14 protein-coding genes are annotated in these 15131 nt (G+C 52.1%); 6 read left to right on the forward strand and 8 right to left on the reverse strand.

What is annotated here, in order from left to right:
- Positions 1 to 138 precede the first annotated feature (138 nt).
- Both SACSAC_RS18395 and SACSAC_RS18400 read left to right on the forward strand, forming a co-directional pair.
- The gene (locus SACSAC_RS18395) at positions 139 to 486 is read left to right on the forward strand and encodes a hypothetical protein (protein WP_037289101.1); all 348 of its coding nucleotides are present in this window, start codon (positions 139 to 141) and stop codon (positions 484 to 486) included.
- Positions 487 to 641: 155 nt separating this feature from the next.
- Complete coding sequence (locus SACSAC_RS18400) at positions 642 to 1628, forward strand: 3-oxoacyl-ACP synthase III family protein (protein WP_037289102.1); 987 nt, start codon at positions 642 to 644, stop codon at positions 1626 to 1628.
- A 344-nt stretch (positions 1629 to 1972) separates the two neighbouring features.
- Here the strand turns inward: SACSAC_RS18400 and SACSAC_RS18405 are convergent, their stop codons facing one another.
- The 3 genes from SACSAC_RS18405 to SACSAC_RS18415 all read right to left on the reverse strand — a co-directional run bounded on the left by SACSAC_RS18405 (position 1973) and on the right by SACSAC_RS18415 (position 4844).
- Positions 1973 to 3430, reverse strand: coding sequence for a catalase (locus SACSAC_RS18405; protein ID WP_037289104.1), 1458 nt, complete (start codon positions 3428 to 3430; stop codon positions 1973 to 1975).
- 269 nt (positions 3431 to 3699) lie between these two features.
- Entirely contained in the window at positions 3700 to 4473 is a 774-nt protein-coding gene (locus SACSAC_RS18410; RefSeq protein ID WP_037289106.1) for a winged helix family transcriptional regulator, read from the reverse strand.
- Positions 4449 to 4844: a Fur family transcriptional regulator gene (locus SACSAC_RS18415; RefSeq protein ID WP_037289108.1), complete on the reverse strand. Its 396-nt coding sequence runs from the start codon at positions 4842 to 4844 to the stop codon at positions 4449 to 4451. The genes SACSAC_RS18410 and SACSAC_RS18415 overlap by 25 nt, the downstream gene beginning before the upstream one ends.
- 892 nt (positions 4845 to 5736) lie before the next feature.
- On the opposite strand from SACSAC_RS18415, the gene SACSAC_RS27765 reads away from it, so the two are divergent.
- Both SACSAC_RS27765 and SACSAC_RS18420 read left to right on the forward strand, forming a co-directional pair.
- Complete coding sequence (locus SACSAC_RS27765) at positions 5737 to 5913, forward strand: YjfB family protein (RefSeq protein ID WP_084778191.1); 177 nt, start codon at positions 5737 to 5739, stop codon at positions 5911 to 5913.
- Between the two features lie 138 nt (positions 5914 to 6051).
- Complete coding sequence (locus SACSAC_RS18420; RefSeq protein WP_051507242.1) at positions 6052 to 6894, forward strand: GNAT family N-acetyltransferase; 843 nt, start codon at positions 6052 to 6054, stop codon at positions 6892 to 6894.
- Between the two features lie 71 nt (positions 6895 to 6965).
- Here SACSAC_RS18420 and SACSAC_RS18425 read toward each other — a convergent pair whose 3' ends face one another.
- Together SACSAC_RS18425 and SACSAC_RS18430 are read right to left on the reverse strand one after the other, a co-directional pair.
- Positions 6966 to 7718, reverse strand: a complete 753-nt coding sequence (locus SACSAC_RS18425; RefSeq protein ID WP_037289112.1) for a hypothetical protein — start codon at positions 7716 to 7718, stop codon at positions 6966 to 6968.
- The gene (locus SACSAC_RS18430; protein WP_037289114.1) at positions 7715 to 8164 is read right to left on the reverse strand and encodes a flavodoxin; all 450 of its coding nucleotides are present in this window, start codon (positions 8162 to 8164) and stop codon (positions 7715 to 7717) included. The genes SACSAC_RS18425 and SACSAC_RS18430 overlap by 4 nt, the downstream gene beginning before the upstream one ends.
- A 196-nt stretch (positions 8165 to 8360) precedes the next feature.
- Between SACSAC_RS18430 and SACSAC_RS18435 the strand changes: the two genes are divergently transcribed.
- Positions 8361 to 9230 carry a class I SAM-dependent methyltransferase gene (locus tag SACSAC_RS18435; protein WP_037289117.1) on the forward strand — a complete coding sequence of 290 codons (870 nt, stop codon included), beginning with the start codon at positions 8361 to 8363 and terminating at the stop codon, positions 9228 to 9230.
- A complete protein-coding gene (locus tag SACSAC_RS18440; protein ID WP_037289119.1) occupies positions 9230 to 9982 on the forward strand; it encodes an RluA family pseudouridine synthase in 753 nt (250 codons plus the stop codon). The genes SACSAC_RS18435 and SACSAC_RS18440 overlap by 1 nt, the downstream gene beginning before the upstream one ends.
- Positions 9983 to 10075: 93 nt before the next feature.
- On the opposite strand, the gene SACSAC_RS18445 is transcribed toward SACSAC_RS18440, so the two are convergent.
- The 3 genes from SACSAC_RS18445 to parE form a co-directional block, all read right to left on the reverse strand.
- Positions 10076 to 10459: a DUF4181 domain-containing protein gene (locus SACSAC_RS18445; RefSeq protein WP_037289120.1), complete on the reverse strand. Its 384-nt coding sequence runs from the start codon at positions 10457 to 10459 to the stop codon at positions 10076 to 10078.
- Between the two features lie 181 nt (positions 10460 to 10640).
- Positions 10641 to 13097, reverse strand: coding sequence for a DNA gyrase subunit A (gene gyrA / locus SACSAC_RS18450; RefSeq protein WP_037289122.1), 2457 nt, complete (start codon positions 13095 to 13097; stop codon positions 10641 to 10643).
- Between the two features lie 24 nt (positions 13098 to 13121).
- Positions 13122 to 15101: a DNA topoisomerase IV subunit B gene (parE, locus tag SACSAC_RS18455; RefSeq protein WP_037289124.1), complete on the reverse strand. Its 1980-nt coding sequence runs from the start codon at positions 15099 to 15101 to the stop codon at positions 13122 to 13124.
- Positions 15102 to 15131: the final 30 nt, after the last annotated feature.

Genomic DNA, 15131 nt, shown 5'->3' on the forward strand with positions numbered 1-15131 from the left:
TTAGTTGTCTTGACCTATTTTAGTATCAGGAATTGTGAAAAAAATGTAGAATTATGTTAGGCATCTTCAGTAACCGTGCTTGAAGCCGATATAAAAGAAGATGTAGAGAAATATATTCGAGAGGCAGGAGAAGAAGAAATGGCACAACCATACAGTATTCAAACCAACCAAGCTGCGAAAAAGGTAGACATGAAAGTAAGCGGTACGTTTACCCCTCAGGACTACCAAAACTTCGTGCGCGATTATGCTAAAATGGCGTCCTCGATCGATGCAAAAACCTTCACTCTTGAAGTCGATTGCCGCGAAATGGACCTGCTTGCGACAGAAGAAGTCGAAAAGCTGAAAGGTTCATTTGCAAGCTATAAAGAAACCGGATTCGAAAAAGTCGTCTTCATCATCAGCACGTCGCAAACGATTATCAAAATGCAGTTGGCGCGCGTAGCACGCGAAGCCGGTCTAAGCAACCACGAAATCATCACGAAGTAATCAAATCTACACATACCTGATTAGGCTCCGGCCCGGATTCACTTGTTCCGGACGCGGAGTCTTCTTTCTTGTACATGTCAAAACAACGAAATACGGCTTGAAGCCTACCCAAACCGATCATGGATCTATATTTAGAGATAAAAGGAGAAAACCGTATGAGTCGTATTCATATTGCTGCTGTTGATATTTACCACCCGGAAAACGCCGTCGGCAACGAATTTTACTTGGATCATTTTGACCGCAGAGATCAAGATATTCGACGTTTCATGGAACACATGGGCAGGGAATCCCGTTACGTGATCGACAATGACGAGGAAAACGGCCTGACGATGGGCATTGAAGCCGCGAAAAAAGTATTGGTCAAAGCAGGTCTGCAAGGATCGGATATCGACATGATCGTCTTTTCGACGCAGGTTCCCGAGACGACTTTCCCGGTCAATGCGTTGTATATTCATGCTGCGATTGGCGCTGGTTCTCACGCGATGGTACTGGACTCGAATGCGAACTGCGCAGGCATGGTCGTCGCTGTCGATCATGCCAGTCGCTATATGCTGACGAGCCCGGAGATCCGCCGCGCCCTGATCGTCGGATCGGACTACAATACGCTGGTTAGCGATCCGGAGAGTGCCGTTACCTATGCCAATTATGGGGATGCGGCAGCTGCGGTGATTTTGGAACGCAGCGAGGCAGAAGGCGGCTTTATCGATTCTATTTATCATACGGATCCTGTAAACCGGGACTTCATTCGTTATCCGGCAGAAGGGTTGGCGAAGACGGTCAAGCACGGCTCGGACGCAAAAGGCATTCTGTGGTTGCCGTTTGAAGCCCACGCCGCTATGCCGCCGACATTCGAAATGTTCGAGAAACTGCTTGGACGCAACGGCTTGACGCCGCAGGACATTGGCAGCTATTGCTTATCGCAGTTCTCGCTAGAGAATGTACTGAAGATTCAACGCCAGTATGAACTGCGTGACGAGCAGATGGTGTATGTGGGCGATCGCTTCGGGTATACGGGGACGAGCAGTCCGTTTATCGCGCTGCATGAAGCGGTGGAAACCGGACGCGTGAAACGCGGGGATCCTGTGTTGTTTTGGTCGATCGGGTCGGGATTTCAGCTTGTTGCGATGTTGTTCCGGTATTGAGCGGATTCGGCTTCGGGGCGGTGCTGAGGCGGCTTCGGGGAGTATTCGTTTCGGTCGCGTGTTGAACTTGGGAAGCGGATTTAAATTTTTAGCGGAAGCTTCCCAAGTTCAAAGGCGAACACTTCGTTCCTACACGAACACTCCCCTCCGCCTGGTGCGGCGCGTTGGAGGCTGAATTCCTCAATATTTTTGGGTTAGGTAAAAAAGATAAGATCATTGTAAAAAAGACCATGGTTCGCATTGAATGCGAATCACGGTCTTTTTTTATCGTCTAATGCAATTCTTTTATCATTAGATTTATCTGCTTTTACTCAGTTGTAGCTTTGACTCGAATGTATGTGCACTTAACGGCCGCCCATGAAGGAAGAAATATCGACGTTCAGGGATTGGGCCAGGCGCATGCCGTATTCGCGGTCGGCGCGGATGAAGTTGCAGATGGCGCGGAGTTTGGTGTCTTCGCTTACCGCGTTCAGATCGTTTACGATATTGGCGATCAGATTGTCGCGCTGCTCGGCGGTGTAGGAACGATATTGGGCGCCGGCTTGGGAGAAATCGTCGGTTTTGAAGATTTTTTGGCGGGTTACATGGCCTTCGAGAGCCGGTTCGGATTCGCGGTATGCGGGATCTTCGGCCGGACTTTCGTCGTAGCCGTTCGGTTCGTAGTTGACTTTCGGCGAAGCGGGATGCATGTTCATGGCTCCGTCTTGTTGATGGTTGCGAACTGGCGCATACGGGCAGTTGATCGGGAGTTGCAGATAGTTCGCGCCCAGACGGTAGCGTTGGGTATCCGGATAAGAGAACAAGCGGCCTTGGAGCAGCTTGTCTTCCGACGGCTCGATGCCCGGTACAAGCGCGCTTGGCGAAAAAGCGGATTGCTCGACTTCGTTAAAGAAGTTTTGCGGATTGCGGTTCAACGTCATCGTGCCCACGGTATGGAACGGGAATTGTTCTTCCGGCCAATCTTTTGTCGGATCAAGCGGGTCGAATTCGTAATCGTCGATGTTTTCCGGTTGGATCATCTGAACTTTGAGCGTCCATTCCGGGAAATTCCCCTCTTCGATTCGGTCGAACAAATCGCGGGTCGCGTGGCTGAAATCTTCACCTTGCACTTCGCGCGCTTCGGCTGCGCTCAGTGTACGTACGCCCTGCTTGGACTCCCATTTATACTTCACGTAAACGACTTTTCCTTCTGCATTTACCCATTTGAAAGCATGCACGCTAAAACCGTCCATTTCGCGATAATTAGCGGGTGTACCATGATCCGAGAATAACCAAGTCATCATGTGCGTCGATTCCGGCGTGCGCGTCATGAAGTCCCAGTAGCGCGAAGGCTCTTGACGGTTCGACTGCGGGTCGGGCTTGAGCGAGTGTACCATATCCGGGAATTTAATCGCATCGCGGATAAAGAATACCGGAAGATGGTTGCCTACAATATCGTAGTTGCCTTCCTGCGTATAAAATTTAACGGCAAAACCGCGCGGATCGCGTGCCGTTTCCGGTGAACCGGTTCCGTGAATGACAGTCGAGAATCGGACAAACACGGGCGTTTCCAACCCGGCTTCGCCCAGAAAAGCGGCGCGCGTATGTTCGGTCATGCTGTTTTCCGTTTTGAATACGCCGTGAGCTCCTGCTCCCCGCGCATGCACGACCCGCTCCGGAATACGCTCGCGGTCGAAATGCGCAAGCTTTTCCAGCAGGTGATAGTCTTCCAGCAGTGCGGGACCTCGGCGTCCTGCCGTTCTTGAATTCTGGTTATCGCCTACCGGCGCTCCTTGGTTGGTCGTCAGCCTCGAATGGGTCATATGAATGATCTTCCTTTCCGGATTGAAGGTAAATGTCTGAATGCAATTATTTAGAATTGGTTTTAGACCGCTTCTAAATCTATAATTGAATTCTACCACCATTCCGGGCGGTCGATCATGAGGAGAACATAAGCGTTTGGTGAAGATCAGGTGAAGGCGAAGCCGAAAAAAGTCCGGGCTCCGCGCTAAGTTTGCTGATGTTCCTACCTCTGCCAATCGAGCGTGATCAACAGATCGGGACGTGCTCAAGAGCTGCGAACAAAGTAGTCCTAATCCGCCAGACGATACCCTACACCTCGTACCGTCGCGACATAGAGTGGCTGGCCGGCACTGTCTCCAAGCTTTTTGCGCAAGCTTTTAACATGGACGTCTACGACATTGCTGCCGCCGAAATACTGTGTTCCCCAGATTCGGTTCAGCATATCTTCGCGCGTCTGCACGGTGCCTTGTCCTTCGATCAATTGCAGCAGAAGCTCGTATTCGGTCTTCGTCAGATCAATGCGCGCACCGCCGCGATATACCGTCATACGGCGACGATCGATACGCAAGTCTTTGAAAATCAATTGGTCGCGTACGCCGTCGAGGTCAGCCGCCGATTCAGCATCCGGCGTACGGAATGCACCCGTTCGCAGGATCCGACGAACATGATGCAAGCCTTCCTGCGGTCTGGCAGGCCAGACCAGCAGTTCTTCATGGGCTCCGATCGATCCCTCGCCGCACAGCATGCGCTCATCGACCAAAAATAATGTCGGGATCGCCGCATGTACCGGATGCATATTCTCGCGAAATGCGCCGACCGGATCTTCGTCCTGCGAACCGCTGACGTCGAAGATCAACAGATCGGCTTGCATCGCCCCCGCTTCGGAATGCTCCCAGCGATGGAAGACCAGCACGTCGAAGCAGGCTTCCATCAGCGTCCGCATCATTTCATGCATGCGTCCGGGAAAAGGGCTGACCATAATGATCCGCCGCGTCATTTCGCAAACCTCCGGCATCGGGGCTTGCATCTCCAGTAGCGTCATTTCTTGCGCTTGCTTCTGCATTCGGCGCACACTCCTTCCACAACGATATGAGCGCCTTCCACCTCGTATCCGGTTTCTTCGGCTACCCGGGCCAACCATTCTTCGGGAATCGCGGTCGTCACTTCATCCACTTTTCCGCACGCTTCGCACACGATATGCTGGTGGTCATCCGTGCGCGCGTCGTAGCGGCTTGCCGTTTCTCCAAGCTTCAACTCGCGAATCATGTCTTTATCCGTCAGATAACGCAGCGAATTATATACGGTTCCGTAAGCAAAGCTATGGCCGCGCTCCACCAACCGGTTCATCACGTCAGCCGCCGTCGGATGATCGACTGCATCGCGTACAATATCGTATACGGCTTGACGCTGGGTCGTTAAATTGATTGTTTTCATCGGGCATTCCTCATTTGGGTTTAATTTTATGTTGAGACACGGTTGAGTTTCATTCTCATTCATTTTGATTTAGAATAAGTATAAATCTATTTCGTAAAGGAATCAAGATGCTTCGGGAAATTAGGCAGGTAAATCCTCACGGATAGTGCACAGAGATATCCGCACATTAGGTTTACTGCTAAGCATAAAAAAAAACGGCCTTCCCGAAGGAAGGCCGTTTCGCAATGACTTGTTATTCTCGCTATCGCTCAAATCGTCGAAGTCATCTTTTTAGCGGTCTTAATGAACGTAATGCTGTACGTCCCGCCGCTTTCACTTGAATAACCGATGAAACCTCTTACCGTTCGCCGAATTTTGTTGCTCTTTCGGCACTCTTGCCAAAACCGAACGATTTCGCTTACCGAAACCGACTCTCATGGATGAATCGTTTCCTAAATAATCTTGATACTGCCCACTGCGCCGGGTACGACCGCCAGATCGTATGCGCTATATGGCGAAACCGTGCGTTATAATTCTGAGTTGTCACTCTACGGTGAGAGACTTCGTTACTTGAAACCTAAAACAACGAAAGCCCTACCTCTCTTCCATCCTTGCGGCTCCGAAGACCGCGCCAGTGTGATCCGGATATCAAAGCATATGCTGCATGTGCATAATTTCGTTATTCAAGTGTCCACAATGCTTATTATTATAGCGCAGTTTTTTGATAAAGTCAAAACGTAGATCCTATTCAGTTATTCGTTCGGCGCGGGTGCTGTGGGAGAATTTCCGGGTTCGTGTTTGATTATAACGCACCAAAAGCCCTATGGCCGATTGCTTTTTTCCGACCGATAACAACTATAGGCTTATGTTCAAAAGGACTCCAAGTCCCTCAGCCGGAAAGGAGGAACCGGACATGGATATTGCGGCACTTTCCACGGTGATAAGTCAGGTGGCCGTCAAGCAGCAAGCATCGGTTCAGGTCATGAGCATCTCGATGGATCAGGCCAAGCAGCAAAGCGATCAGTTTGCCAAAATGTTGGAGACGAGCGTTGCCCCGCATTTAGGCGGCTCGGTCGACTTCCGCGCATAATCGGCAAGGCTCCCGAAAAGACTCGGATGCGGAAACTTCGCACCGGGTCTTTTCGGGTGAGTTCATATTCTTTTCATGCTATAATTCGTTCATCGTCTACTGCTATTCCTACATATCGAATCACAGGAGGTTCACTTGTTGAACGAACAACAACTTCAAGCTATCAAATCGCTCCAACACCTTTGCGAGCAGCGGGACGGTATTCTGCTGAAGCTTAACGACGATATGCTGCGAATGCATTCGCGGGCAGAGCATATGGATTACTTCCATTATGAAGGGGACGCATTGATCGGATTTTTGGCGCTATACGGCTTCGGCGGACAGCTGGAGGTCTGCGGCATGGTTCATCCCGATTATCGTAGACAAGGAATTTTCACGCGTTTATGGAATGAAGCGTTGGCCTCAGGCCGACTGTCGAACGTTTCTTACATTCTGTTTAACGCGCCGAAGGCTTCGCTTTCCGCACCGGAATGGCTCAAAACGATCCGCTGCCGCTACTCTTTTTCCGAATACGAAATGGCTTGGCAAGAGCTACCTGAACAAGATTTTTCCGCGAATACCCCAACGGTCTCCGTTTCTTACCGTCCTTATGAACAAGAAGATCAAAATTATGTGCTTCAGCTTTATGCCGACGGTTTTGATACGAATGAAGAAGATACCGCGGAAATGCTTGCCGAAGAAGCTCACAGCTCCAAACGAATTCGAAGCATGGTCGTGTATCACGGAGAAACGGTAGGTACGCTGGTGATGGATTACGATACGCCGGGCCAGGCCTGGTTATTCGGATTCGTAATCGACGGGGCTTACAGAGGGCAAGGCATCGGACGCGGCATTTTGTTGCAAATCATACGACGCGAAAACGAAGCCGGACTTCAACCCCATATCGGCGTGGAAACGCAAAATGATCACGCGCTGCGGCTTTACGAAAACTGCGGGTTCCGCTCCTATGTCGTGCAAGATTATTACGAACTGCGACTGTAATAGGGAAAAAGCCTTGTTCGTCCGCACGATGCGGATTGAACAAGGCTTTTTCCCGTTAGACATGATCCCCATCAGCTCAAACGTAACGCAGCCGCAGATTCGGTCAGATCCTGCTTGCAGCGTCCGCAAGTGCACGCCTGCTCGGCATTGGTCTCCTCCATGCCGCTGTGCGCAAGTCTCAGATAATCAAGCGACTTCTCATAAGAAACATCGTCCAGCGATAAGTGAATACGTTCGCCTTCCAACACGCTATAGACTTCGATCTTCGCCGGATCGCTTCCGAAGGCGTGGCGACAAAATACCCGCGCCGCATGCCGGTAACCGTCCAACACTTCAGGATCAACATCCACCACGAATTTTTGCAGATGAATTCCTCCTCCCTCGCTTTGCCAAACGGCCTGAAAGATCATTGATAGATCCATGCCAAGCTCGGGAACATGCGTCTCGAACCGCTCGTATAGCATGACCGGACGGTATCCCTCATAACCATTGGATGCGAAAAAGGACTCCAGATGGCGCGCCACCCGATCTTTCAGCTCCCAGTACCTTTTTTCCGAATCGAAATAAGCAATGCGACGCGGCCAGCGGTAATCGACCAGTTCGCCGGCGTCGGCGTGACTGCGCAGCTCCGGTTGGGCCGAGTAATAGCGATTGACGGCGTGACCGACCGCATACTGTACACGCTGCGTCCAATGGTATCCGCCGTCGGATTTGCGGGTCGTGTGAGGTTGTCTGGCCGAGGACAACCAACGCTCCAACCGATGGTCTTGCAGCAGCGGGGTTTCCTCGGCGGAAGGCGCCGGAAGCTCCCTCGCGTTTCTCATACGCCGACCGTGCTGCCGACGAAGTTTCTGCCGAATGCGCGACAATTTTCGCGTTCGTCGCCGGACGGGTTCAATTCGAGTTTGAGAGGCTCAAGAATCATTTCCGCGCCTCGTTCAGCCAGCTTTTCTTGCAGCAGGTCGACAGCTTTCGCGAACTGTTCGTACACCGTGTCGCCGCTGCCGAATACCGCCGCCTTTTTCCCCTTCAGATCCAGCTCGTCCAGGTCGTCATAAAAATCGAGGAACTCGTCCGGCAGCTCGCCGTCTCCCCAAGTGTACGCCCCCAGCATAATGCCGTCGTAGTCGAGCAAAAGGTCAGCGTCGCAGTCCTCGGCCAACTTGATCGTGACCTCGCCGCCCGCTTCTTGAATGCCGCTTGTAATCAGCTCTGACATTTCCTCCGTATTGCCGGTCATGCTGGCGTATATGAGAATGAGTTTGCTCATGATTAGACCTCCAGGTTCAAATTGCAATATTCTCTATCATAATGATAATGATTATCAGTGTCAAATGGTTTTGAATTTCTGGATTTTTGCCCCCTCCTCGGGTACAATGAAAGTCTGGGAATTACGGCGAACGACGGCGTATACATCCTGTAATATTCAGGGCAATAACGATAAAATTAAGGGTGGTTCAATCACAATGTACATGGCTCAAAATTGGAAAGACTATGAACTGATCGATACAGGCGCGGGCGACAAGTTGGAGCGTTGGGGCGACGTGGTCCTGCGCCGTCCGGATCCGCAAATCATCTGGCCGATCGCGGACGAAAGCGGTCCTTGGCGCGAGACGGCAGGACATTACCATCGCAGCTCCGCCGGCGGCGGCGCATGGACATGGAAAAAGCAGCTTCCGGAACGTTGGACGATCAATTACGACGATAAGCTGAAATTCTATATCAAACCGACAAGCTTTAAGCACACGGGCTTGTTCCCTGAACAGGCGACGAACTGGAGCTGGATGATCGACAAGATCCAAAACGCGGGACGGCCGATCCAAGTGCTGAATCTGTTCGCTTATACGGGCGGCGCTACGGTAGCTTCGGCTTATGCCGGCGCAAGCGTCGTTCACGTCGATGCGGCCAAAGGCATGGTTCAATGGGCAAAAGAAAACATCGAACTTTCCGGCCTGAAAGATCGTCCGGTGCGCTTCATTACGGACGACGTGTTCAAATTCGTGCAGCGCGAACAACGCCGCGGCAACAAATACGACGCGATCATCATGGATCCTCCTTCCTACGGACGCGGTCCGAACGGAGAGACATGGAAGCTGGAATCCAGTTTGTACCCGTTCCTTGAATCATGCATGCAGATCCTGTCCGACGATCCGCTGTTCATGCTGATCAACTCGTATACGACAGGCATCTCGCCGACGGTACTTTCGAATATGCTGGAAATGACGATGAAGCCGCGTTACGGCGGACAAATCAGCGCAGGCGAAATCGGACTGCCGATCTCCCGCTCGGGTCTGACGTTGCCGTGCGGCATCCTCGGACGCTGGGAGTCCAAGTAATGCATACCCCGGACGAGCGCTCCTCGGCAGCACTATCCGGCATTTCGGTGTTATTGGAAGACAATCACCTGCTCGGCGTCGTCAAACCCGTCAATATCCCCGTACAGGAAGACGCCAGCGGCGATGCGGATATGCTGACCCTGCTCAAAAACGACCTTAAAATCCGGCACGATAAACCCGGCAATGTATTTCTCGGCTTGGTTCATCGGCTGGATCGTCCGGTCGGCGGCGCCATGATCTTCGCCAAGACGTCGAAAGCCGCTTCGCGATTGTCGGATTCGGTGCGTACGCATTCGATCCGCAAAACTTACGTAGCCGTGACCAACGGTATACCCCGTGAACGCGAAGGCCGTCTGGTGCATCATTTGCTCAAAAACGAGCGCACGAATACGGTCACGACTGTTCGAAAAGGAACGCCGGGAGCCAAAGAAGCCATTTTGGATTACAAAGTGTTGGCTGAGGACGGCAATCGGGCTTTGGTCCATGTCGAACTGCATACGGGACGCTCGCACCAGATTCGCGTGCAAATGAGCAGTATCGGCTGCCCGCTGTACGGCGACCAAAAATACGGAGCAGCGTTGACCAAACCGGGGGAGCAAATTGCGTTATGGTCGGTCCGTCTTCGATTCCCTCATCCGGTAACGAAGGAATCGACGCTGCTGATTTCGCTTCCGCCGGAAACGGCTCCTTGGACGCAGTTTTCGGACAATGCGTACAAGCTGCTGCAAAACGAGCTGGAATACGGAGAATGAAGCCTGTTATGAAAGACAACGAAAAGGCCGAATAACTGCACAAAAAAAGACGTTAGGGAAAGCTGCTTCGAGCAGCCGAACCGACGTCTTTTTTTAGCGGAAATAGATCAGCCATAAGATGAAAAAAATCAGCGTCACCGCAGCGCTCGCGCCGCTGATGCTCCAGGATACGACATGCTTGCGCGTATGCGGAATATATTTGCGTTCCATGTATCCTCTAAACCCTATAACGAGCGAAAGCGTCAGAAAAACAAGAGGATTGGTGCTCATAAAATCGACAGTTAACCATAACGCAATCAGAATGACAACGCCGATGCCAAGTCCCCAACTATATACGCGATAACCGTCGGTTTGGGAAAGATGTTCTTTTTGGAACGTTTGCAATTCCGCTTCGTTCAATACGAGCTTGTTCGCCAACAGCTGCATAAGATAAAGACCGAAGACGGCAAAGACATACACGTACATAATATGAATCATTCTTTTACTCCTGTTCGGTAAAAATAAGATAGGCAAGCCTTATCTATTAGACGCGGAAAGAAAAGTTTCGGTTGCATTTTTCGTAAAAACGTCGAGCCTGACAATGAGTACGACAAAAAAAGACGTTTCGTGCGCTTATGCGCACGAAACGTCTTTTTTGTTGACGATTGACGCTTGCCTTTTAAACGGTCGAATCCCGCTCGAACGAAGGCAGCAAATCAAGTATCGTATCCGATTTTTCTACGTTAATCAGCGCTTTGCCGATATGCTTGCGTTCGGTCAACGGGGCCTTGCCGGCAGGGAACTCAAGTCTCTCCCCGTTGGACAGTACGGCAACAGCCGGCAATGTATCGCTTGTGTTGTATGCCGCCATGATTCGATTGCCGTTCGGCTTCACTCTCTTGCCTTCCTTGAACTCGAAGGTCGCGATGCCTTTGCCTCCGCGACTTTGCGACGGGTATTCCAGCAGCATCGAACGCTTGGCGTAACCCAGATCGGTCACCACCAAGACCTCGCCGTCATCGCCTTTAACGAATAATGCAGCCGTGATTTCGTCTCCATCCTTAAGCTGAATCCCGCGCACGCCGGCGGATACCCGGCCCATCGGGGACACTTCCTGTTCACCGAAGCGGATGCTCATGCCTTGCGCCGTCACCAGCAGCATGTCTCGATCGCCTTCGCTCAGGTTGACCTGAACGACTTCGTCCCCTTCGCCCAGCTTGCAGGCGGCAACGCCCCCGCTGCGCTTGGTCGCGTAATCGCGCAGCGCGGTTCGTTTAACCTGTCCTTTTCGCGTCGTGAAGACCAGCGATTGTTCCGATTCTTCCAGTTCCTTGACCGGAATAATCGAGACAATGCGTTCTTCCTTATCGAGCGGAATAACGTTGACGATTGCCGTACCGTTGTCTTTCCACTTGAATTCCGGAATCTGGTGTACCGGCAGCAGATAGAATTGTCCGCGCTGCGTGAACACAAGCAAACGATCCAAAGTGCTTACGTCAAGCAGTTGACGAATATAATCGCCTTCCCGCGCGCCGGATGCATTACGGTCGCTGCCGGATCGCGTGAACGAAGCCATGCCCGAACGCTTGATGTAGCCTTCTTGCGACAACGAGACGATCACGTCTTCTTGCGGAATCATCACTTCCAGATTCAGCTTGATCTCTTCGACTTCGCTTTGAAGATCGGAACGGCGGTCAATACCGAATTTATCGCGGATTTCGGTTAGTTCTTTGCGAATAACGTTATCCAGCTTCCGGCTGCTTGACAGAATGCCTTCCAGCACGTTGATGCGTTTTTCCAAATCCGAATGTTCTTTTTCAAGCTGCGTAATCTCCAGATTGGTCAAGCGATACAATTGGAGAGTCAAAATGGAATCCGCTTGGCGCTCGGTAAAACCGAACATCCATTGCAAATTGTTTTGCGCGTCCTGACGATTTTTCGAAGCGCGGATTGCGGCTACGACATCGTCCAGAATATTCAGCGCTTTGACCAATCCTTCGAGCACGTGAGAGCGATCTTTCGCCTTTTCCAACTCGTGCGAGGTACGCTTGGTGATGACTTCGCGCTGGTGATTGATGTACGCTTCGAGAATCGCTTTAACGCCCAATTGCTGCGGTGCTTTATTGACGATGGCGACCATGTTGAAGTTGTAGCTGACTTGAAGATCGGTCTTTTTAAGCAGATAAGCGAGAATGCCGTTGGCGTCCGCGTCCTTTTTTAGCTCGACTACGATCCGCATGCCTTCGCGGCCGCTCTCGTCTCGAACTTCAGCGATGCCTTCGACTTTTTTCTCTAATCGAATATTTTCCATTGCCGTCACGAGGCGCGCCTTCACGACTTGATACGGAATTTCAGTGATGACGATTTGCTGCTTGCCGCCGCGTAAATTTTCGATTTCCGTCCGGGAACGAATCTGAATTTTGCCGCGTCCGGTGGAATACGCTTCGCGAATTCCAGCCTCGCCCATGACCGTACCGCCCGTCGGGAAGTCCGGTCCTTGGATATGCTGCATGATACCATCCAGATCGATCTCCGGAGAATCCATGACCGCGATGCAGGCGTCAATGACTTCCCGCAAATTGTGAGTCGGGATTTCGGTGGCAAAACCTGCCGAAATCCCGCTGACGCCATTCACCAAAAGGTTGGGATAACGCGCAGGCAGCACGACGGGTTCTTTTGCCGTATTATCGAAATTGTCTTTAAACTGGACGGTACGCTTGTCGATATCGCGCAGCATCTCCATCGCAATCGTCGACAAGCGAGCTTCCGTATAACGCATTGCCGCTGCCGGGTCATCGTCGATCGAGCCCCAGTTGCCGTGTCCGTCCACAAGCGTATGCGCCATTTTCCACGGCTGAGCCATACGCACCATGCCCTCGTAGATCGAAGAGTCGCCGTGCGGGTGGTAGTTGCCCATCACGTCGCCTACCGTCTTGGCCGACTTGCGGTAGCCTTTTTCCGGCGTGTTGCCCGATTCGTACATGGCGTACAGAATCCGGCGTTGAACAGGCTTCAGACCGTCGCGAACGTCGGGAATCGCACGATCCTGAATAATGTATTTGGAATACCGGCCGAAGCGGTCGCCGACCACTTCTTCGAGAAAAGCCGGTTTGAAAATTTCTTCCGGTACGCTCATCGATTATAAGTCTCCTTCTGTCGCTTATTCTTCCACTTCGGTAAAGTCCACGTTTTCTACAATCCAGCGCTTGCGCGGATCGACCTTGTCGCCCATTAACGTAGATACGCGTTTTTCCGCTTTGGCCGCATCTTCGATCTGAACCTGAAGCAAGGTACGCGTTACAGGGTCCATCGTCGTTTCCCAGAGCTGATCCGGGTTCATCTCGCCGAGACCTTTGTAGCGCTGAAGTTCGAAGTTTTTGCCGCCTTTGGTTAACTTCTCAAGCTCTTCGTCGCTCCATGCGTATACAATTTCGTTTTTGCGCGATCCTTTGCGAGTAATTTTGAACAGCGGCGGCTGGGCAATGTATACACGGCCCTGATCGATCATCGGCTTCATGTATCGGTAGAAGAAGGTCAACAGCAGCACCTGAATATGCGCGCCGTCCGTATCCGCATCGGTCATGATGACAATTTTGGCAAAGTTGCTGTCTTCGATCGCGAACTCGGGACCGATCCCCGCTCCGATTGCCGAGACGATCGCGCGGTATTCCTCGTTTTTCAGAATTTCGGCCAGCTTGGCTTTTTCCGGGTTCAACGGCTTGCCTTTCAATGGAAGGATCGCTTGAATTTTGGAATCGCGCCCCTGCTTGGCAGAACCGCCGGCAGAGTCGCCTTCGACGATAAAGAGTTCCGTCTTCGTGAAGTCTTTGGATTGGGCAGGAGTCAGCTTTCCGTTCAGGTTGGAGCTTTCGCTGCGCTTTTTGCCGGTCCGCATCTCGTCGCGAGCCTTGCGTGCGGCTTCCCGCGCGCGCGCGGCCTGAACGGCTTTGCGGGTCAGGATTTGCGCGGCCTGCGGATTCTCTTCCAAGAACTGCGCGGTCTTGTCCGATACGATCGCATCGACCGCGCTGCGGGCCGAAGCGCTGCCGAGCTGGTCTTTCGTTTGGCCGACGAACTCGACATCGCCCATTTTGATGCTGATCACGGCCATCATGCCCTCGCGCAGATCGCCGCCTTCCAGGTTCTTGTCTTTTTCCTTTAACAAACCTGTTTTGCGCGCATATTCGTTCAAAATACGCGTATACGCCGTCTTGAAACCTGTTTCGTGCGTACCGCCGCCCCGCGTAGGAATGGAGTTCACGAACGAAGCGATCGTTTCCGTATAGCCCGCGTTATATTGGAAAGCCACTTCGACTTCGATATCGTCTTTCTCGGCATAAAAACGCACAACGTCATGCAGCACTTCTTTGCCTTCGTTGAGGAACTCGACGAACTGCTTTGCTCCGCCTTCGTAGTAGAATTCTTCTTCGGTTTCCGTACCTTTGCGGTGATCGGCCAAGACGATGCGCAGACCCGAATTCAGAAAAGCCAGCTCCTGCAAGCGTTCGGCCAATGTGTTGTACGTCAGCGAAATGCCGTTCTTGAAGACGCGAATATCCGGCTTGAACGTAACTTTCGTGCCGGTCTGTCTCGTATTTCCCAGCACCTCAAGCCCCGTTGCCGGTTCTCCGACATGCTCTGCGCCTTTTTTGTCCACGCGGTATTCGAATCGTTGACGATGAATTTTGCCGTCGCGATAAATTTCGACTTCCAGCCATTCGGACAACGCGTTCGTTACCGATGCGCCGACGCCGTGCAAGCCGCCGGACTTTTTATATCCTCCGCCGCCGAATTTGCCCCCGGCGTGCAGAACGGTATAAACGACCTGAGGCGTAGGTACGCCGCTTTTGTGCATGCCTGTCGGAATGCCCCGTCCATTGTCGCGTACCGTGACCGAATCGTCCTTGTTCAACGTCACTTCAATCCGATCGCAATATTTCGCCAAATGCTCGTCGACAGCATTGTCCACGATTTCCCATACCAGATGGTGCAGACCCGAGGAGCTGGTGCTCCCGATATACATACCCGGCCGTTTGCGAACCGCGACCAGGCCTTCGAGCACCTGTATGTCGTCCGCATCGTATCCTTGAACGGCCTGCGGGGCCGCCATCTGTTCTGCCGTATCGATCTGTTCGGCCATGATTTCTCCCTCTTTCTCTCTTGCTCGCCC

It is taken from the genome of Saccharibacillus sacchari DSM 19268 (genome assembly GCF_000585395.1).
GTDB lineage: Bacteria > Bacillota > Bacilli > Paenibacillales > Paenibacillaceae > Saccharibacillus > Saccharibacillus sacchari.